Source organism: Janthinobacterium sp. TND4EL3, from assembly GCF_900156175.1.
Lineage (GTDB): Bacteria > Pseudomonadota > Gammaproteobacteria > Burkholderiales > Burkholderiaceae_D > Janthinobacterium.
The window spans coordinates 1-21,212 of the sequence record NZ_FTMV01000032.1 but is presented as its reverse complement, the minus strand read 5'-3'; the positions used below and the strand labels follow the sequence as shown (position 1 = coordinate 21,212).

The 21,212-nt window shown below is 69.5% G+C and carries 8 protein-coding genes; all 8 read left to right on the top strand.

The window, feature by feature from the left end:
- Positions 1-66 precede the first annotated feature (66 nt).
- The gene (locus tag BXA07_RS27925; protein ID WP_139335819.1) at positions 67-807 is read left to right on the top strand and encodes an STN domain-containing protein; all 741 of its coding nucleotides are present in this window, start codon (positions 67-69) and stop codon (positions 805-807) included.
- A complete protein-coding gene (locus tag BXA07_RS27920) occupies positions 804-1,367 on the top strand; it encodes an RNA polymerase sigma factor (protein WP_076572972.1) in 564 nt (187 codons plus the stop codon). Before BXA07_RS27925 ends, BXA07_RS27920 begins: the two co-directional genes overlap by 4 nt.
- 8 nt (positions 1,368-1,375) lie before the next feature.
- Complete coding sequence (locus tag BXA07_RS27915; RefSeq protein WP_076572971.1) at positions 1,376-2,353, top strand: FecR family protein; 978 nt, start codon at positions 1,376-1,378, stop codon at positions 2,351-2,353.
- Positions 2,354-2,495: 142 nt separating this feature from the next.
- The gene (locus tag BXA07_RS27910; protein WP_076572962.1) at positions 2,496-15,134 is read left to right on the top strand and encodes a filamentous haemagglutinin family protein; all 12,639 of its coding nucleotides are present in this window, start codon (positions 2,496-2,498) and stop codon (positions 15,132-15,134) included.
- Positions 15,131-15,838 carry an RNA polymerase sigma factor gene (locus BXA07_RS27905; protein WP_076572961.1) on the top strand — a complete coding sequence of 236 codons (708 nt, stop codon included), beginning with the start codon at positions 15,131-15,133 and terminating at the stop codon, positions 15,836-15,838. Before BXA07_RS27910 ends, BXA07_RS27905 begins: the two co-directional genes overlap by 4 nt.
- A 97-nt stretch (positions 15,839-15,935) precedes the next feature.
- Complete coding sequence (locus BXA07_RS27900) at positions 15,936-17,573, top strand: response regulator (protein WP_076572970.1); 1,638 nt, start codon at positions 15,936-15,938, stop codon at positions 17,571-17,573.
- Positions 17,570-18,595 carry an ABC transporter substrate-binding protein gene (locus tag BXA07_RS27895; RefSeq protein ID WP_076572960.1) on the top strand — a complete coding sequence of 342 codons (1,026 nt, stop codon included), beginning with the start codon at positions 17,570-17,572 and terminating at the stop codon, positions 18,593-18,595. Before BXA07_RS27900 ends, BXA07_RS27895 begins: the two co-directional genes overlap by 4 nt.
- Positions 18,596-18,614: 19 nt before the next feature.
- The gene (locus tag BXA07_RS27890) at positions 18,615-21,122 is read left to right on the top strand and encodes an ATP-binding protein (protein WP_244556434.1); all 2,508 of its coding nucleotides are present in this window, start codon (positions 18,615-18,617) and stop codon (positions 21,120-21,122) included.
- The last annotated feature ends 90 nt before the right edge of the window (positions 21,123-21,212 follow it).

The window sequence follows — 21,212 nt, the reverse complement described above, 5'->3', positions numbered from 1 at the left end:
TTGTTACTTGATAACACTCCCATGCGGTGTCTTTCCACCCTTTCACGATAGCGACACGATAGCGATATGACAGGCAGCCCGGCATCCGTTCACGTGCTTGCGCTGGCGGGATACCTGGTCCTGCTGGGCTTTCTGACCGCTGCCGGTTCCGTGCGGGCGCAGGCCGCCGCTGATGGCGCCGTGCTGCAGTTCGATATCGCCGCGCAAAACCTCGGCGATGCGCTCGACCTGTACAGCCGCCGCACGGGCATCGCCGTGCTGATGGACCAGCGCCATGCGCAGCGCCAGTCCGGCGCCGTGCGCGGCGCGCATGCGCCCGGCGCGGCGCTGCAAATCCTGTTGACGGGCACGGGCTTGCAGGCGCGCCAGTCCGACGCGCAAGCCGTCACCGTGTATGCGCCGGCCGGCGCCGCCGCTACGCCCAAGCCGCCGCCGGCCGCCGTCGTGGCCGCCGCCGACATACCGGGCGCGCGCCAGGGCGGCGCCGATGTGGCGGCCTACGTGAGCCGGCTGCAGCATGTGCTGCTGGGACTGCTGTGCCGCGCGGCGCAGACGCGTCCCGGCGGCTACCGCCTGGCGCTGCAGCTGTACCTGAACCGCGCCGGCGTGGTGGAGCGGGTGCAACTGCTCGACAGCACGGGCTTGCCCGCGCGCGACACGGCCATCGCCCGCCTGGTGCTGGGCATGCAGGTGGGCGCGGCGCCGCTGCCGGCCATGCCGCAGCCCGTGTCCATCCTGCTGCTGCCGGAAGGGCCGGGCGCGGAAGTCGATTGCGCCGCCCGCGCGCCGGGAAGGCCCGCGCCATGAGCCTGCCCGACCTGCGCAGCAAGCTCAAACGCCACCTGAGCAGCCGCTACGCCGTGCTGCGCTGGCGCCTTGAGCGCGTCGTCGGCTGCAAGCACAATGCGGCCGATGCGCTGCAGGAAACCTGGCTGCGCCTCGAAGCGATGGCCCAGCCGGCCGCCGTGCACAATCCCGACGCCTACCTGCTGCGCATGGCCGCCAATATCGCCACGGACGCCTACCGGCGCGACCAGATCATCGTCACCGAGCGCGAACGCGAGGAGCTGATGCACATGGCTGACGAGGGCGGCAACGATGTCAGCGACCCGGCGCGCATCGTCGCCGCCCGCCTCGACGTGCAGGCGCTCGACGCGGCGCTGGCGGGCCTGTCGCCGCGCCGCCGCGCCATCCTGACGGCGGCGCGCATCGACGGCATGCTCAATGCGGACATTGCCGAGCGCTTCGGCATTTCCGTGGCGATGGTGAAGAAAGAATTGCAGGCCGCCATGCAACACTGTAAAACGTGCATGGCCGACGCCGAGGCCGCCCAGCGCAGCGATGTGGCGGGCCGCCGTAAATATTGATAATGCTCATGAATACTTCTGACCGCGATCAACGCGGGCCTTCTCCTACTGCCGACAGCGATGCCGTCATCGGCCAGCAAGCCGCCGCCTGGTGGGCGCGCCTGCGTGCCGACGATTTCACGCGCGCCGACGCCGACGCCTTGCGCGCCTGGTGCGCCAGCAGCCCCGACCATGCGCGCGCCTGGCGCGAACTGCAACAGCTGTGGCAGGCGCTCGATCCCGCCTTGGCCCGCGCCGCCGCCGCGCCGCAGCGGGAAAACGTGCTGGCGTTTCCGCTGCGCCCGGGGCGGCGCGCCTTTCTCGGCGGTGCGCTGGCGGCCGGTGTGGCCGCGCTGGCCCTGCGTCCGCCCCTGGACGCCTGGCCGTCGCTGCAGGAGATGGGCGCCGACTACCGCACGGGCACGGGCGAACAGCGGCAAGTGGCCCTGTCGCCACAGATGACGGTGCAGATGAATACGCAGACGCGCATCGATGTGCGGGCGCCCGAATCCATCGAACTGCTGGGCGGCGAGGCGGAAATCCTCGCCAGCGGCGCGCGCCAGCCCGTCAGCGTGGTGGCGGGCGCCGGGCGCCTGCTGGCGCAGGCGGCCCGCTTCAATGTGCGCCACACGGACGACGCCGTCTGCGTCACCTGCCTGGCTGGCGCCGTGGAAGTCGTCTGGCAACAGCGGCGCCTGACCCTGGACGCGGGCCGGCAAGTGGTCTATGACGGGCGCGGCGTGCAGGCGGCCACGGCGGCGCCTGGCGAGGCCAGCGCGTGGCGCACGGGCGCGCTGTCGTTTGCCGGCAAGCCGCTGGCCGAGGTGGTGGCCGAAATCAACCGCTACCGGCCCGGCCGCGTGCTGCTGCGCAACCCGGAACTGGGGCGGCGCCTCGTGCGCATGCGCTTTTCCATCGCCCAGATGGATGGCGCGCTGGCGATGATACGCGACTTGACGGGCGCGCAGATGACCAGCTTGCCCGGCGGCGTGGTGATCTTCCGCTGATCCCGGAACGCTGCGCGCTTGGGAGGCAAAATATTTTTCAAAAAACATTATCCCTTCCGCCACCGAGCTACGTCATGGAGATGTGGACGCTTGTGCGACAGCCAGGCTCCGTTCCCATCTCACTAGCCAGGAAACCATTGCCATGACCAAGTTTCACACTGCCCAGCGCCCAGTCCCGAACGTCGACGCGGGCGCGCAGCGTAGCTCCACGCTGGGCAGCCGCCTGCGGCTCACGCCGCTTGCCTATGCATTGACCACCATGCTGATGGCGGGCGCCTTCAGCACGCCGGCGCGCGCGCAGCAGGCGTTCAGCGGCAGCTGGTTCGCGGCCAAGGGCGCGGCGCAGAATACGGCGGCCACCTCGGGCCGCCTGCCGAACGGCCAGCCGCTGCCGTTGGGCAGCCGCCCCGAAGGGCAGCAACAGCAGGCCAATCAGCAGTTGCAGCGTTCGCTCAACAACCTGAACCTGGCCGCGCGCGCCATCGCCGCGCAGCAAGCGGCCCAGGCGCAGGCGCGCCAGGCGGCCGCCGGCGGGGCCGGCGTGCCGAACGGCCTGGCGCAGGGCGGCCTGCAGGTCGATACCAACAGCCTGACGGCCGGCTGGTTCAACGCCCAGGCGCCCGTGCAGACGGTGGCGGCGGGCAAGACGGCCGTGGTGGTGCAGCAGACGGCGGACAAGGCCATCCTGAACTGGGAAACATTCAATGTGGGCAAGGATACGACATTGACGTTCCAGCAACAGAAGGACTGGGCCGTGCTGAACCGGGTCAACGATCCGCAGGCGCGTCCCAGCCAGATCCAGGGCCAGATCAAGGCCGACGGCACGGTATTGCTCGTCAACCGCAACGGCATCGTGTTTACGGGCACGAGCCAGGTCGACACGCGCAGCCTGGTGGCGGCCGCCGCCCGCATCGGCGATGCGCAATTCCAGAAAAACGGCATCTACAGCGCCGGCACGGCCGGTGCCACGACTTTTACGGACGCGGGCGGCAAGGTAGAGGTGCAGGCGGGCGCGCGCCTGGCCAGCAATGCGCCCAAGGGCAGCACGGAAGGGGGCGGTTACGTGATGCTGCTGGGCAAGGAAGTCCACCATGCGGGCGAGATCAGCACGCCCAGGGGCCAGGCCCTGCTGGCCGCCGGCGACAGTTTTACCATCAAAAAAGGCGTGGGCACGGACGGCAACCTGCTGTCGACCACGCGCGGCAGCGAAGTCACGCCGCAGTTCGCCGCCGGCAGCACGGCGGGCAAGGTCGTCAACACGGGCCTGATCCAGGCGCGCGAAGGCGACGTCACCCTGGCGGGGCGCGACGTGCGCCAGGAAGGCGTGGTGCTGGCCACCACGACGGCCGCCACGCGCGGCACCGTGCACCTGAACGCGCTGGGCAGCGACGCGGCCGTCACCGTGGGACGCGGCGCCACCACGGCCATCGTCATCGAGGACGATGGCAAGACGACGGCGCTCGACAGCCAGCGTGACGCCATGCGCGGTCCGGCCGTGACGGCGACGGACAACATCGTTGCCGTGAACGACCGCCGCGACCAGTCGCGCATCGAGATCGGCAGCGCCGGCACGGTGGAATTGCTCGGCGACTCGCTGACCCTGGCCACGGGCGGCCAGATCGCCGTCAACGCGGCCAGCCGCAGCCTGCTGCGCGACGGCGCCCAGCTCGACGTCTCCGGCGCCGTCGGCGTCAAGGTGGCCATGGAGGCGAACAACGTCGAGATCAACGTGCAGGGCAACGAACAGCGCGACGCGCCCGTCAACCGCGACGGCAAGGCCTTGATCAACAGCAATATCTGGGTCGACCGCCGCAAGCTGGTGTTCGTGCCGAAGGGCACGAACGGCTACGACAGCGACCGCTGGTACACGGCCGGCGGCTTGCTGGAAGTGGCCGGCTACCTGGGCACGCAGGGCCACTCCGTCAGCGAGTGGATGGCGCAGGGCGGCACGGTGAGCTTCGGCGGCAAGGATGTGGTCACGCAAGCCGGCTCCGCCATCAACCTGTCGGGCGGCACCCTGGACGTGCAGACGGGCGCACTGCGCCAGACCTGGCTCAAGGGCGCCGATGGCAAATTATATGAGGCGGGCAGCGCGCCGGCCGACTTGCCGTATGCGGGCGTGTACAAGGGCTACGAGGAGGAACACGCGCGCTGGGGCAAGGAAGCGAGCGCCTTCTACGCCAATCCCCTGATCGCGGCGCAACAGCGGCTGGAAAACGGCTACACGGTGGGCCGCGACGCGGGCAAGCTGGTGGTCGCCACCGGTTCGGCCGTGCTGGAAGGGGGCATCGCGGGCGATGTCTTCCAGGGCGAGCGCCAGACGCAGGCGCCGCAGGCCCTGCTCGACGGCTACGAGCAGTCGCAGCTGGCCGCCGCGCAGCGGGGACAATTGATCGTCGGACAGTACCAGCCCATGTTCGACAAGCGCACGGGCGTGCTGCAGCACGCCTTGTCGGCCGTCATGGACGAGGTGCGCCTGACGCGCGTGCAGGACGGCATCGCCGCCGGCCTCGACCTCGCTGGCGTGCTGGCACCCGAACGCCAGGGCAAGCTGCTGCTCGACACGGGCTTGCTCAATGACCAACATCTGGGCGCCATCCGCCTCGCCGCGAAAGGCGCGATCACGGTCGACAGCGCGCTGCAGGTGGCCGATGGCGGCAATATCACCCTGTACGGCAAGGACGTGGCCATCAACGCCAGCCTGCGCAGCCATGGCGGCAGCATCATGGCCGGCAACGTGCTGAACCAGCTTGGCGCGCTGGGCATGGTCGATACGTTCGTCAACCCGGGCGGGCCAGCGGGCAAGCTGGTGCTGGCCGACGGCGTCACGCTCGACACCAGCGGCCTGCTCAGTAACGTGCTGCGCGATCCGCTGGCCGCCGCCGGTTTGCCCTATATCAATGGCGGCAATGTGTCGCTGCGGGCCAATGGCGACGTGCGCATCGGCAGCGCCAGCCTGATCGACGCCGGCTCGGGCGCGGCCATCCTGGCGCAGGGCAAGCAGCAGGGCGGCAAGGGCGGCAGCGTGACCCTGGCCAGCTATGGAACGAAATCGGACCTGGTGCTGGGCGAGGGCGCACAAGTGCGCGGCCATGGCGTGACGGGCGGCGGCAAGCTGGAATTACAGGCGAACAAGATCGTCATCGGCGACATTGAAAAACCCGGGGCCGGCACCCTGCAGCTGGGCGGCGACTTTTTTGAGCAGGGTTTTTCCAGCTACAGCCTGGTCGGCAAGCAGGGCTTGACGGTGGCGGACGGCGCGCAGGTGGACGTGCGCATGCCCGTGCTGCGCGTGGTGGACAACGAGAAACTGGCCCTGTGGACGCCGGAACAGGTCACGGAAAACGCGCTCAAGGGCACCCTGACGCAGCGCAAGGGCGCCAGCCTGGCCCTGCAGGTGGGCGATATCCAGTCCGGCGCGGCTGACATGGCCGGCGCCGAATTGCTGATAGGCAAGGGCGCCGTGGTGAACGTCGATGCGGGCCAGTCCATCAAGCTGGCCAGCGTGGGCCAGTTGACGGTGGACGGGCGCCTGAACGCCTGGGGCGGCAAGATCAGCCTGGGCGGCGTGGGCGTGGACGTGAACGTGTCCGAAGCGGTGGAAGCGGCCGGCCATGGCCGTTCCATCTGGATCGGCGACCATGCCGTGCTTGACGTGGCGTCGCGCGCCGTCACGGCCACGGACGCGCAGGGCCGGCGCTATGGCAAGGTGGCGGACGGCGGCAGCATCGTCGTCGGCGGCGAAATCGACCACGCGCAGGGCAGCACGTCGGCCGCCAGCCTCTTCGTCGTCGTGCGCGACGGCGCCGTATTGGACGCTTCCGGCGCGCATGCCGTGCTGGACGTGAACGGCGCGGCCGTCGACGTGGCCAGCGCGGGCGGCAGCATCGCGCTGGCGTCGAACAACGGCTTCTACCTCGATGGCCAGCTGCGCGCCTGGGCGGGCGGCGCGGGCGCGGCGGGCGGCAGCCTGTCCGTGGCCACGGGCTCGCCCGTCTACCTGAAAACGCTGGCGACGGACAAGGTGCTGCAGGGCCGCCAGCTGGCCCTGACGCAGCGCAAGGTTGCCAGCGACCTGGCCGACGGCGTGCATGCGCGGGATGCGGCGCAGGACGGGCCGCAGGCGCTGCAGTACGGCCATGGCCGTTACTCGGTGGAGCAGGTGGAGGCGGGCGGCTTCGGCAACCTGGCCCTGCTGGGCGCCGCCTCTTTCGATGGCGACGTGTCGCTGACGCTGCAGCAAAGCTTCCAGTTGTACGGCGCGCCCGTGCTGGCGCCGGGCAGCAAGCCCGGCGCGAAGGTCGGCATCGCGGCGCCGTACGTGCGCCTGGCCAGCGTCAAGCCGGCAGGACGCGATTTCTATGTCACGCCGGGTACGGCGGGCCAGTCGCCGATGGCCGGCCAGGTCAGCATTGCTGGCGACCTGATCGACGTGCGCGGCCTGGTCGACATTCGGGCGGACGACGTGCGCCTGACGAGCCGCGGCGACCTGCGCTTCCTGCTGTCGCCGCTGGGATGGGATGGCAACCAGGCGACGACGGTGCTGTCCACGCCGGGCGACATGACCCTCGCTGCGGCCCAGCTGTATCCGGAAACGGGCGCCGGCGCCGCCGTGCGCGCCGGCTATGGCAGCATCAATGGCAAGATCGGCTACGATCCCGCCCATGCCCTGAATATCGCGCGCACCACCGACAGCGTGCCGGCCATGCCGTATTCCGCCTTCGGCTCGCTGGAACTGGCGGCCGCGCACATCGAGCAGGGCGGCGTGGTGCGCGCGCCGCTGGGGCGCCTGGCCATCGGCGCGGCAGGCTATGACAATGACAAGAGCCTGAGCGTCAATCTGCAGTCCAGCAGCATCACCTCGGTCAGCGGCGCCGGCCTCGTCATGCCGTATGGCGGCACCGTCGATGGCCAGACCTGGAACGTCAACGGCAAGCCGGTCACCCTGATGGGCGTGGGCGGCATCAATGCGCAGGGCGGCCTGCGCATCGGCGTGGACATGGCCGGCGTGGCCGTGGACGTGCGGCCTGGCGCGCTGCTCGACCTGTCCGGCGGCGGCGAACTGACGGGCGCCGGTTTCATCGCGGGCCGTGGCGGCTCGACCGACGCGCGCTACCACCCGCTGGCGCAGGTGGGGGCCAATGGCGGTTTTGTCCTGCCGGGCCTGGCGACGAATCCCGTGTACGCCATCGTGCCCGGCGTGCAGGCGCCGCAGGCGCCCGCGGGCGGCGACAAGGGCGCCGCCGATCCGGCCATCGGCCGGCAGGTGACGCTGGGCAGCGGCGTGCCGGGCTTGCCCGCCGGCACCTATACCCTGATGCCGTCGACCTATGCCCTGCTGCCGGGCGCCTTCCGCGTGGAACTGAACGGCCTGGCGGGCCAGGGCGGCGCCGGCACGCTGGCGCAGCCGCTGCGCAACGGTTCCTGGACCGCGCCCGGCACGCTGTCGATCGCCGGCACGGACATCCGCGCGCCGTTGGCCAGCCAGCTGATACTCACGCCGGCCAAGGCCTTGCGCACCTATTCCCAATACAACGAAACCGGCTATGCGGCCTACGCGCTGGCCGATGCGCAAACGCGCGGCATTCCCCGCGCGCTGCTGCCGGCCGACGCGAAGACGCTCAAGCTGACCCTGGCGCAGGACGGCGGCCCGGACACCTTCCAGTTCCGCGGCACGGGCAAGTTCGGCGCGGCCGAGGGCGGCTATGGCGGCACCGTAATACTGATGTCGAGCAATACCGCCAACGGCGATATTGAAATTCTCGCCGACGGCGCGCCCGCCACCAGCGGCGCCGGGCTGGTCAGCGTGCGCGCCTCCAGCCTGAACAATATAGGCGCTGCCCGCATGATGCTGGGCAATGCACCATCGGTGGAATATGGCCAGGCTGGCAACTACGTGAACTTCGGCGCCAACTCGGCCCGCGCCATCTACCTGCGCGCGGGGGCCGTGCTGTCGGCGCCCGAGGTGTTCCTCGTCGCCCAGGACCCCAGTAGTTATCTGCTGGGCGATGGCTTGATCGATATCGCGCCCGGTGCCGGCATCAGCACCGTGGGCAAGGGCAGGGCCGCGTATGACGCCAACGACGGCTTCATCTACAAGAAGGGCCGCGCGGACGTGCACATGCTGGCGGCCTCGAACGGCTTGCTCAACGTGGCGCCGGCCAGCGGCACGGCGCGCGGCGGCATCCGCGTCGGCGTGTGCGACGACGCCTGCGCCGACAAAGGAACAGCAAGCGTGTACTCGGAAGGCACGCTGCTGCTGTCGACGAATGGCAGTTTCGCGCTGGACGACACGGCCCGCTATGGCACGCGCAACCTGAGCCTGGCCGTGGGCGCCATCAACATGGGCAGCGGCGAGGCGCTGGCGGCGGCCCAGGCCAGCGGCACGCGTTCCAGCGGCCTGACCCTGAACCAGGGCGTGCTGGACCGCCTGCTGCGCGGCGATACCGGCACGGGCGCGCCGGCCCTGCAGTCGCTCATGCTGAGCGCGGCCGACAGCGTCAATTTCTATGGCGACGTGGTGCTCGATACCTATGACAAGGGCACGGGGAAATCGACCTTGGAGCGCCTGGTGCTGACCACGCCGGCCATGTATGGCCAGGGCGGCGCCGATACCGTGGCCACCATCCGCACGGCCAACCTGATCTGGGGCGGCGCCCTGTCGCCGGCCGGCAATGTGATCGCGCATGGCGCCGGCACGGGCAGCGGCACCCTGAACCTGGAGGCGCAGCGCATCGATTTTGGCTTCGGCCCGTTCACGCAGCCGGCCGGCGTCGCCTCTTTCGACCGCCTGGCGCTCGGTTTTGGCAACGTCAACCTGAAGGCATCGGGCCAGGTGACGGCCAACCACAAGGGCAGCCTGTCCGTCTACCAGGCGCAGGGTGCCTACGAGGCCGGCAAGGGCTACCAGTACGGCGGCGGCAAGCTCAACATCAGCACGCCGCTGCTGACGGGCGACGCCGGTTCCGTCCACAGCTACACGGCGGGCGGCGCACTGACGGTGGCGGCGCCGGCGGGTACGGCGCCGGCCGCGCCCGTCAAGAATACCGATGGACTGGGCGCCCAGCTGGCCTTGAACGGCGATAGCGTGAGCGTGGCGACGGCCGTGGTGCTGCCAAGCGGCAAGCTCACGGTCAGCGCCCGGCACGACATCACCGTGGCCGACGGCGCGCGCATCGACATGGCGGGCCGCAAGTCCACCTTCTTCGACGTGGATAAATACAGCTGGGGCGGCGACGTGACCCTGGACAGCCGCGCCGGCGATATCCGCACAGCTAGCGGCGCCGTGATCGACGTGTCGGCCGAGAACAACCGCGCCGGCAGCCTGAAGGCCGTGGCCCTCGATGGCGAGGCCGGCATGGTCGACTTGCAGGGCAAGTTACTGGGCGGCGCCAGCGGCAGCTACGACGCGGGCGGCACCGTCGTGCCATACAAGAAGGGCAGCGTGGACGTGCGCGCGCAGACGCTGGGCGCGGGCGGCACGCTGGACAGCCAGTTCGCGTCGCTGAACGCGCGCCTGACGGAAGGCGGCGTGACGGGCGGGCGCAGCTTCCAGCTGAAACAGGGCGATTTGACCATCGGCAATGAACTCAAGGCGGGCGAGGTGCAGGTGGCCCTCGACAACGGCAAGCTGTCCGTTGCCGGCACCGTCGACGCCAGCGGCGAGCGCGTGGGCAGCATCCGCCTGGCCGGCAAGCATGGATTGACGTTGGCCGGCAATGCCGTGCTCGACGCGCATGGCACGCTGTTGCGCGTCGACAGCTATGGCAAGATCATCGACAGCCCGAACCGGGCCACGGTGGAACTGAACGCGGGCGAGGGCGTACTCGACCTGGCGGGCGGTGCGCAGATCGACGTGCGCCACGGCACGGCGGCCGTGGCCGGCAAGGGCAAGGGCGAACACGACGGCGCCGCGCGCGGCACCGTGGAATTGAGCGCGCCGCGCCTGGGCAGCGGCGGCGTTCGCACGGATCTTGATGCAGCCACTTTCGGCGACATCGCCATTGCGGCCGGCGGCGGCTTGTCGATACGCGGCGCGAAATCGATCGCCGTCAACGCCATGCAGCGCTATGACGACGCGGCCTACGCCACGGACCTGTCGGCCAGCGGCCGCCCCTACCAGGTGATCGACCAGGCATATCTCGACAGCAAGCATGCGGACAGCACGGCTTTCATCGATGCGGCGCTGGCCAACACGAACTTGCGCAATATCAAGCTGGCGGGCTTGAACACGGCCGCCTATGCCGATGCGCTGCATTTGCGCCCCGGCGTCGATATCGTCAGCAAGACGCCAGACGGCGACCTGGTGGTGCGGGGCGATCTGGACCTGTCGGGCATGCGCTACGCCAGCCTGAACCCGCGCTTCCCGCACACGGCTGTGCGCGGTTCGGGCGAGGTGGGCAGCCTGCTGCTGCGCGCCGGCGGCGATTTGAGCATCTATGGCAGCATCAACGACGGCTTCGCGCCGCCGCCCGCCACCCAGGATGACAAGGGCTGGATCTTGCTGCCGGGGCGCGACATCAATGGCAGCGACGTCATCGTGCCGGGCCAGGGCGTGACCGTGGCCGATGGCACCTTGTTCCCGGGCGGGATCGCGCTCAACTACGACGTACCCCTCAAGGGCTTCAATCTGGACGCGCAGACCCGCCTGCCCGTGGCCATGACCCTGGACCAGGCCGTCACCTTGCCGGCAGGCACGGTGCTGGCGGCCGCCGTGCGCGACGGCGCCGGCAACATCGTCCACGCGGCAGGCAGCCTGCTGGCCACGGCGCAGACCTTGACAGCCGGCATGCGCCTCGACGCGGGCAGCGTGCTGGCGCAAGCGGTCAAGGTGCGCGCCATGAGCTGGCCCAAGGGCGTGCCGCTGCCTGGCGTGGCGGGCGAACGCTCGGTGTTTGCACTCAATGGCAACCTGGCGCTGGCCGTGGGGTCGCTGATCCCGTCCGGCACCGACGTCAAGCTGATGGCCGGCGTGGAATCGATCGCGCTGCGCCCGGACGTGGCGGGCAGCCAGGGCAAGCTGTGGGCCATCGCGCCCATGCTGGCCGAAGGCTCGCAGGCGTGGGGCATGCGCCTGGTGGCCGGCGCCGACCTGGACGGGGCCGACACGCGCGGCGTGCAGGCGCATCCAAGCCACGGCACCCTGCGCCTGGCCGACAGCCATTACGGCATGTATGGCGTGCTGGTGCCGCCGAAGGGGGTGCAGTACTGGACCAAGGAAGCGCAGGAACTGGGCGAGCGCGAGGGCTTCCCCGGCATCGTGGCGGGCGAACCCATCACCGAGGAATTCACCAGCCAGTTCGGCCAGACTGTGGCGGAATTTTGCGCCGGCGACCCGAGCATGTGCGTGTTGAAGGTGGCCTACGTGTGGACCAAGGCCGGCGCGGAAGAGTTTGCGGATGACAACGTGAAGGCGGGCGACCTGCTCGACCCCGTGGCGCTGAAGTGGCCGACCATTTGCGAGGACAATCCCACCTGGTGCGGCACGGCCAACGCCACGTTCGACTACAAGGCGTCGAGCCTGCGCCACAGCGTGCTGCGCACGGGCACGGGCGACCTGGACCTGGTCAGCGGCGGCGACCTGCGCATGGACAGCCTGTATGGCGTGTACACGGCCGGCATGTCGTCCACGGCGACGTTGCCAGGCGACCCGTACAACCTGCCGCGCGCGCGCAATGCCGACGGCAAGGTGCTGGGCAACCCCGACGGCGCCCATGAACGCCTGGTCGACGGCGGCGCCGACAGCATCTACCGCGCCTGGTATCCGGAGCAGGGCGGCAATCTGTTGCTGAAGGTGGCCGGCGACTTGAGCGGCTCGCTGGTCGACGCGTCCAGTTCCATCAACCTGCGTCCCGTTCCCGTGGATGGCATGGCCGATTCGGTGGCAGTGGGCAACTGGCTGTGGCGCCAGGGCAGCGGCGGCGTGGCCACGGGCGGCGCGCCCCAGCCGACAGCGTGGTGGATCAATTTCGGCAGCTATGTGGGCCGCGGTACGCTGGCCGATACCGTGCTGGGCTTTACAGGCTTCGGCACCCTGGGCGGCGGCAATGTGCGCGCCGAGGTGGCGGGCGATGCTGGCGTGCTGGCGCCGCTGACGGGCAGTTCGTATAACGGCAGCATCAATCCCCGTTCTCAGGGCTTGCTGCTGGCTGTCGGCGGCACGGGACGCGTGCTGGCCGATGGCAGCCTGCTGCAGACGGGCGGCGGCGACCTGGACCTGCGCGTGGGCGGTGCCCTGAATCCCGCCGGCATGGCCGGTGGCAACCACCTGAACGGCGCGCTGGTCAACTTGCGTGGCCATGCGGAAACGTCGGCCGCGCAGCTGGGCAGCGTGGAACTGGAATACGGCACGCGCTCCACCGATCACGTGCCGCTGGAAACGCGCGCCTACGATGCCTTCCGCGCCACGCGCGCCACGGCCCGGGGCGGCATGACCCTGGTGCCGGGCGACGCCACGTTCAGCGTGGCGACGCTGGGCGACCTGGTGCTGCAGGATGTGGCCGATCCCGGCCGCGTGACCGCGTTCAATGCCACGCCGTTTACCGGCGCGGCCGGTGAGCAGGGCTACGGCTACAGCTGGTTCAGCCTGTGGACGCCGCGCACGGCGCTTGACCTCTACTCCGCCGGCGGCAACATGACGCCGCTGTCGGCGTCCGTCGGCACCGATACCGACCTGGCCACCGTCTATCCGTCCATCGTGCGGGCCGCAGCCGCGAATGGCAGCTTGTACTACGGCAAGACCATCACGGATTGGGGTGCTGCGTCCGCGTATGGCCCGCCGCTGCTGCTGGCGCCGTCTCCCTATGCCCAGCTGCAATGGCTGGCCAGCGACTCCATCTACGCGGGCGGTTTTGCCGTCAGCCAGTCCGGCGCCGCCGCCGACAGCACGGCGACGCCGTTCAAGCCAGCCTTCACGGGCTGGGATATCCGGCCGAATGAGACTAATCCCCTGGCCACGAATGTCTCGAGCACGGGCACGCCGATGGCGAAATGGAACTTCCCGCTGTTTGCCTTCGGCCCCAATTCCTCGGCCGGCCCCGCCAACAGCGGCACGCAGGTGGCCCGCATCTATGCCGTCACGGGCGACCTGGTGGGCGTAAACAGCGGGCGCATCCTCGCGTTTCATGACGCCAGGCATGCGGGCATCACCTGGTATGAGGGTGGCCAACCCGTGTGGATGAAGGCGGGCCGCGATATCGTCGGCAGTGGCACGGCGCAGCTGGAAGCCAGGAACGGCAGTGCCAGCAACAGCGACATGAGCTTCATGAATATCAGCAACCTGTTCGTGCACAACAATGCGTTTGACGTCTCGGTGGTCTCGGCCGGGCGCGATATCCTGAACAGCTCCTTCAACGTGGCCGGCCCCGGCACGCTCGATATCAGCGCCGGGCGCAACATATTGATGCAGGACAAGGGCAGCGTCGTCAGCCTCGGCCCCGTCGTGGCGGGTGACAAGCGCCCGGGCGCCGGCATCGCCATGCAGGCGGGCGTGGGCGCGGCCGGTCTCGACTACTTGCGCTTCGTCAAGCCGTATCTGGACCCGGCCAACGTGGCGCAGGCGGGCCTGCCGCTGGCCGGCCAGGCCGGCAAGGTGGTGAAATCGTACGCGGGCGAACTGGCCACCTGGCTGGCCGAGCGTTATGCTTTCAAGGGCACGGCCGCCGAGGCGCTGGCCTTTTACCTGGCCTTGTCCGAGCCGCAGCAGCGCGTCTTCGCCCGCGACGTGTATTTCGCGGAGCTGAAGGCGGGCGGGCGCGAGTTCAACGATGCGGACAGCCCGCGCCATGGCAGCTTCCTGCGCAGCCGCAACGCCATCGCAGGCCTGGCGCCGGCCACGGACGCCAGCGGCAAGGCCATCGATTATGCGGGCGACATCGTCATGTACCGCGGGCTGTACGCGGTGCGCAATGACGGCGAGCAGCGCTGGGACTATTTCCCCCGCAGCGGCTACGTGCACACCAACTTCGGCGGCGACATTCAATTGCTCACGCCGGGCGGCAAGCAGGTGTTCGGCATCGAAGGCGAGGCGCCGCCGTCGACCTCGGGCGTCATCACCAAGGGCGGCGGCAACATCGAGTTGTTCTCGCACGGCAGCATCCTGCTGGGCCAGAGCCGCGTCATGACGACGTTTGGCGGCGATATCCTCGGCTGGTCGTCGCAGGGCGACATCAATGCGGGGCGCGGCTCGAAGTCGACCATCGTCTACACGCCGCCCAAGCGCGTGTATGACAACTGGGGCAACGTGACCCTGTCGTCCGACGTGCCGAGCACGGGCGCCGGCATCGCCACGCTGGCGCCGATCGCCGAAGTGCCGGCCGGCGACGTGGACTTGCTGGCACCGCTTGGCACCATCGACGCGGGCGAGGCGGGCATCCGCGTCTCGGGCAGCGTCAACCTGGCCGCGCTGACGGTGGTGAACGCGGCGAACATCCAGGTCAAGGGCGAAGCGAAGGGCATGCCGGCGGTGGCGTCCGTCAACGTGGCCGCCATGACGAACGCCAGCGCGGCCGCCACGCAGGCCACGGCCGCCGCGCAGGACGTGGTGCAGCGCGAACGCGCCGCCACCCGCGCCGCGCAGCCGTCCGTGTTCACGGTGCGCGTGCTGGGCTTTGGCAGCGACGCCCCGCCCGACAGCGCGCAAGCGGCGCCGCAGGAGGGCGCGCGCACGGAGGCGGCCGACTACAACCCGCGCAGCGCCGTGCGCGTGCTGGGCCTGGGCGCCTTGCCGGAATCGGCCACGCGCCAGCTGACGGCGCAGGAACGCAGCAGGTTGTCGCCATGATGGCCGCAGCAAGCGCCGCGCCGGCGCCCGTGCGGGTGGGACCTGCGGGAAGCGCGCCGCTGCGCGGCCTGGCCGCCTGGGGGCCGGCCGTGCGCCTGCGCCCGCGGGCGGCCAACGACGTGGCGCCCGCGCCGGGGCAGGGCAGCCAGCTGCAGGCAGTGCTGGAAAGCAATTACGCAAGCCTGCACCGTCGCCTGGCGCGCCACCTCGGTTGCGCCGAGCTGGCCAGCGACAGCCTGCACGACGCCTGGCTGCGCCTGAGAGAAGCGCCGGCGGGCGGCGGCCGCACCGTGGCGCACAGCCCCGTCGCCTACGTGTTCCGCGTGGCCTGCAACGTGGCCACGGACAGCCTGCGCCGCCACCGCGCCTGGCTGTACGCGGACGAGGAAGAAGGCGAGGCGGCGCTGGTCGACGGCGTGGCCGACACGGCGGCGGGGCCGGAGCGGCTGGCCGAGCTGCACGGCGACTTGCGGCGGCTGGAGCAGGCCGTCGCGCTGTTGCCACGGCGCCACCAGCAAGTGCTCGAAGCGCTGCGCGTGGACGAGATGAGCCGCCACGAGGTGGCGCAGCGGCACGACATGTCGCTGCGCAACGTCGATACGGCCTTGCGCCAGGCGCTCGACCATTGCGCCCGTCACACGGGCTACGCGGCGCTGGCCGGCGTGAGCGCCGCGCGGCGCATGGTGCGGCTGCGCGAGATGTGACAAAGCGTGTATTTCTGGTAATTTCCTGGTGTTATGCTCGGAACGCATGTTGTGGGGCAAGTTTCTGGCCCGCAAGATCGTGCAGCCAGGAGATTGCATGGACAGGTCAACAACGCCGCCCCGGATACTGATAGTCGATGACGAGCTGGCGCACGTGCGCGCCCTGTGCGACACCTTGCGCGGGCAGGCGTACGACACGACGGGGCTGGCGTCGGGCGAGGCGGCCCTGTCGCTGCTGGCCATCGAATCGTTCGACCTGCTGCTGGTCGACCTGATGATGCCGGGCATGAACGGCATTGCCGTGGTCGAGGCGGCGCGCCTGCTCGACCCGGACCTGGCCTGCATCATCATGACGGGCGAAGGCACGATCGCCTCGGCCGTGCAGGCCATGCAGGCGGGCGCGCTCGATTACGTCGTCAAGCCGTTCAAGGTCTCGGGCATCCTGCTGATACTGGCGCGGGCGCTGGAGACGCGCCGGCTGCGCATGGCCAATGCGCGCCTGGAACTGCTGCTGCGCCAGCATACGGCCGAACTCGACGCCATGAACCAGGATCTGCGCCTGGCCCGCGAGGTGGCCGAGCGGGCGAACCAGGAAAAGACCAATTTCCTGTCCAGCATGAGCCACGAGCTGCGCACGCCGCTCAACGCCATCCTCGGCTTTTCGCAGATGCTGACGTCCGACTCCATTCCGTCGACGGCACAGGAAAAGAAAACCTTCGCCTCGCATATCTATGGCGCGGGCCGGCATCTGTTGACCTTGATCAACGATATCCTCGATATCGCCAAAATCGAGTCGGGCAATCTGTCGCTGTCGATGGAAGCGGTGGGCCTGGCCGACATTTACCATGAGTGCTGGCAGATGATGGAGCCGCTGGCCCGCAAGCGCGGCATCACCTTGACCTTCGTCGAGGCGGGCAGCATGCACGTGCTGGCCGACCGCACGCGCCTCAAGCAGGTGCTGCTCAACCTGCTGTCGAACGCCGTCAAGTACAACCGCGAGCAGGGCGAGGTCCACGTCGATTGCCAGCCTGTCGACGGGCGCCGGCTGCGCCTGTCCGTGCGCGACACGGGCGGCGGCCTGAGCGCGGCGCAGCTGGCGGCGCTGTTCCAGCCCTTCAACCGCCTGGGACGCGATGCGCGCGACGAGGAGGGCACGGGCCTGGGGCTGGTGGTCAGCAAGCGCCTGGCCGAAGCCATGCAGGGGACCATAGGCGTGGCCAGCCTGCCGGGGCGCGGCAGCACCTTCTGGCTCGATATCGCCAGTTGCCCCGAGCGCGCGCCGCAGCCGGAGAGCCCGCGCCTGCCCGTGTTTCCCCGTCCGGCCGAAGCGCTGCCGTTGCCGGAACGCAAGACGCTGCTGTACGTGGAAGACAATCCGCTGAACGTCACCCTGGTGGCGGGCCTGATCCATTTCCGCCCCGACCTCGACCTGCTGTCGGCCGGCGACGGCCAGACGGGCCTGGAACTGGCGCGCCGCCACCTGCCGCAGCTGATACTGATGGATAGCGACCTGCCCGACATCAGCGGCACCCAGGTCATGCAGGTGCTGCGCGCCGACGCCCGCACCGCGCATATCCCCGTCATCGCGCTGACGGCCGTGGCGGGGCCGGCCGACGTGCGCCACGGGCTGGCGGCGGGCTTCTACCGCTATCTGACCAAGCCGATCGACGTGGGCGCGTTTTCCGAGGCCATCAACAGCGCGCTGGAGTCGGCCACGGCGCAGCGCAGCGCATGAAGGCCCCGGCGCGGCGGAGGCTCTGGCTGGCGGCTGCACTGTCGCTGCTGCTGGCGCTGTCCGCCGCAACCATCTGGCGCCTCAATGCCCGTGCCGGCCCGCCGCCCGGCCCCGTGGAAGTGCTGCGCCTGGCCGTGAATGCGGAATACGTGGGCAGCTGCCCCGTCCTGGCCGCGCGCGGACAGGGCTATTTTGCGCGCGAGGGCATCCATGCGCTGCTGCAGCCGTTTTCGTCGGGCAAGGCCTCGATGGAAGCCGTGCTGCAGGGCGCGGCCGACCTGGGCACCGTATCGGACATACCCGTGGTGCTGGCCAGCCTGAAAAACCAGTCCGTCGTCATCATCGCCAGCATTTTCGAGGCCGAGCGCGACCACGGCATCGTGGGGCGCTTGGACCGCGGCGTGTCCACGCCCGCCAGCCTGAAGGGCAAGCGCATCGGCGTGACCCTGGGCACCTCGGGCCAGTTCACGCTGGACGCCTTTTTGAACCGCCAGAAGCTGCTGCCGGCCGAAGTCACCTTGCACAATTACGCGCCGGACCAGCTGGCCGGCGCGCTGGCGCGCGGCGAGGTTGATGCGGCGGCCGGCTGGGAACCCTTCCTGACGGGCATGACCCATGCCATCGCCGGCAATGCGGCCATCTTCTATGGCGAAGACGTGTATGCGGGCCTGTTCAACGTGGCCGGCACGGGCGATTACGTGCGCAGCCATCCGGCCACGGTGCGCAAGGTGCTGCGCGCGCTGATCGCCGGCGCGCGCTTCTGCCGCGACGAGCCCGATGCCGCGCGCGCCCTGTTTTCCAAGGCGTCGGCCAGCGAGGCGGCGCGCCTGCAGGGGGCCTGGCACGGCTACGAGTTCGGCGTCGTGCTCGACCAGCGCCTGCTGCTGGCGCTGGAAGACGAGGCGCGCTGGGCCATCAAGAACCGCCTGGCCGGCAGCGGCGAGATGCCGAACTTCCTCGACGCCGTCTACCTGGATGGCCTGGAAGCCGTGGCGCCATCGGCCGTGACGGTCATTCACTGAGGAAGCCACCTTGAAAATCGTGACGCGCTTCAAGCTGGCCGAACTGTTTTGCGTGGCGCTCGTGGCCATCATCGTCGCCGTGCTGTTTTCCACCACCATGGCGATGCAGCGCGAACTGGCGAAGAACAAGGCGGCGGCCGACATCCTGCAGGCCGTCACGTCGCTGCGCTACCTGTCGATCGAATATGCGCTGCACCATGGCGCGCGCACGCGCGCCCAGTGGCAGCTGCGCAGCGAGTCGCTGGCCACGGGGCTGCTGGCCACGCCCGCCTTCAACGGCGGCGAGGAGCGCGCGCTGCTGCGCGAATTGCAGGGCGACCTGGCCGGCGTGGGCACGCTGTTCGACCTGTTCGTCGCCAACCACCGCGAGCTGGGGCAGGACCCGCGGCGGCGCGAGGTGCTGGGCGAGCTGGAGTCGCGCCTGTCCGGGCAGATCATGGGCAAGGTGCAGGGCATGATCTCGGATGCGATGCGGCTGTCCGAGCTGAGCCGGCAAGGGGTGCTGGCGGCGCAGCAGCGGGCCAACGTGGCCGTGGTGCTGTTTGGCGGCATGATCATCGCGCTGGTGGCCGGCTTGATCTATTTCACCATCACCAGCGTCACGGGACCGCTGGAAAAGCTGCGCCAGGGGACCCTGATCGTCGGCGCCGGCAAGCTCGATTTTGCGCTTGGCGTGCACACGAAAAATGAAATCGGCGACCTGGCGCGCGCCTTCGACGGCATGACGGAAAAGCTGCGGCGCACCACCGTCTCGCGCGACGAGCTGGCGCAGACGAATGCCGCGCTGGAAAACCAGATCGCCGAGCGCCAGCTGGCCGAGCGCAAGGTGCATGAACAGGTCGAGCGCCTGAACCTGCTGCAGCAGATCACGCGTTCGATCGGCGAACGGCAGGATTTGCGCAGCATCTTCCAGGTCGTGGTGCGCAGCCTGGAAGACCAGCTGCCCATCGATTTCAGCTGCATCTGCCTGTACCGGCCGGCCGAGCACGCGCTGCAGGTGACGTGCGTGGGCGTGCGCAGCGCCGCGCTGGCGCAGTCCTTCATGATGGGCGAGCAGGCGCACATCCCCATCGACGAGAATGGCCTGTCGAGCTGCGTGCGCGGCAAGCTCGTGTATGAAGCGGACATCGGCGAAGTGGCGTTTCCGTTTCCCCAGCGGCTGGCGCAAGGGGGGCTGCGCGCCCTCGTCATGGCGCCGCTGCTGGCCGAAAACACGGTCTTCGGCATCCTCATCGTGGCGCGCCGCGCTGCGCACAGCTTTACCAGCGGCGAGTGCGAATTCCTCAGCCAGCTGAGCGAACATGTGGCGCTGGCCGCGAACCAGGCGCAGCTCTACGGTGCGCTGCAGCGCGCCTACGACGATTTGCGCCAGACGCAGCAGTCCGCCATGCAGCAGGAGCGCCTGCGCGCGCTGGGCCAGATGGCCAGCGGCATCGCGCACGACATCAACAACGCCATTTCACCCGTGGCCCTGTACACGGAATCGCTGCTGGAGACGGAAACGAGCCTCAGCCCGCAGGGCCGGCATTGCCTGGAAGTGATCGAGCGCGCCATCGACGACGTGGCCGCCACCGTGGCGCGCATGCGCGAATTCTACCGGCAGCGCGAACCACGGCTGGCGCTGGCGCCCATCAACGCCAACCTGGTGGTGCAGCAGGTGCTGGACCTGACGCGCGCCCGCTGGAGCGACATGCCGCAGCAGCGCGGCATCGTCATCGCCCTGCACACGGAGCTGGCCGACGAGCTGCCCATGCTGCCCGGCAGCGTGGGCGAAATCCGCGAAGCGCTGACCAACCTGGTCTTCAACGCCGTCGACGCCATGCCGGAAGGCGGCACCCTGAGCGTGCGCACCAGCTGCGTCGGCGCGCCGGGAGGGACGGCGCGGCAGGTGTGGATCGAAGTCGGCGACACGGGCGTCGGCATGGACGACAATACGCGCCGGCGCTGCCTGGAGCCGTTTTTCACCACCAAGGGCGAGCGGGGCACGGGACTGGGCCTGGCCATGGTGTACGGCATGATGGAACGCCACGGCGCCAGCATCGACATCGTCACGGCGCCGGGGCAGGGCACGACGGTGCGCCTGGGGTTTCCCGCCGACGCGGCGCAGGACGTGGCCGAGCCGGACGACACGGCCCACGCCGTGCCGCCGCGCCTGCGCATCCTCGTGGTGGACGACGACCCGATGGTGCTCAAGTCCCTGCGCGACATCCTGGAAATCGATGGCCACGAGGTGGTGTCCGCCGACGGCGGCCAGGCCGGCATCGACTGCTTCCAGGCCGCCTACGACAGGCACGAGTATTTCGCCGTCGTCATCACCGACTTGGGCATGCCCTATGTGGACGGGCGCAAGGTGGCCAGCGCGGTGCGCCAGTGCTCCCCGGCCACGCCCATCATCATGCTCACGGGCTGGGGCCAGCGCCTGGCGGCCGACAGCGACTATCCCGAGCACGTCAACTGCGTGCTGGGCAAGCCGCCCCGGCTGAAGGAATTGCGGCGCGCCTTGAACAAGGTCATTTCGACGGGCTAGCTGTGATGTTTCAATAGGTTGTTGTGGTTCATTCGGATTGGATTTGAGACACTGGAAATCGCCAAACCCCCAGTTCTCAAGGAAACCAAC

Excerpts from the sequence above, each read along its gene's own strand:
- BXA07_RS27900 (WP_076572970.1), top strand. The coding sequence starts at position 15,936 with ATGGACAGGTCAACAACGCCGCCCCGGATACTGATAGTCGATGACGAG.
- BXA07_RS27905 (WP_076572961.1), top strand. The coding sequence starts at position 15,131 with ATGATGGCCGCAGCAAGCGCCGCGCCGGCGCCCGTGCGGGTGGGACCT.
- BXA07_RS27925 (WP_139335819.1), top strand. The coding sequence starts at position 67 with ATGACAGGCAGCCCGGCATCCGTTCACGTGCTTGCGCTGGCGGGATAC.
- BXA07_RS27920 (WP_076572972.1), top strand. The coding sequence starts at position 804 with ATGAGCCTGCCCGACCTGCGCAGCAAGCTCAAACGCCACCTGAGCAGC.
- BXA07_RS27910 (WP_076572962.1), top strand. The coding sequence starts at position 2,496 with ATGACCAAGTTTCACACTGCCCAGCGCCCAGTCCCGAACGTCGACGCG.
- BXA07_RS27895 (WP_076572960.1), top strand. The coding sequence starts at position 17,570 with ATGAAGGCCCCGGCGCGGCGGAGGCTCTGGCTGGCGGCTGCACTGTCG.
- BXA07_RS27915 (WP_076572971.1), top strand. The coding sequence starts at position 1,376 with ATGAATACTTCTGACCGCGATCAACGCGGGCCTTCTCCTACTGCCGAC.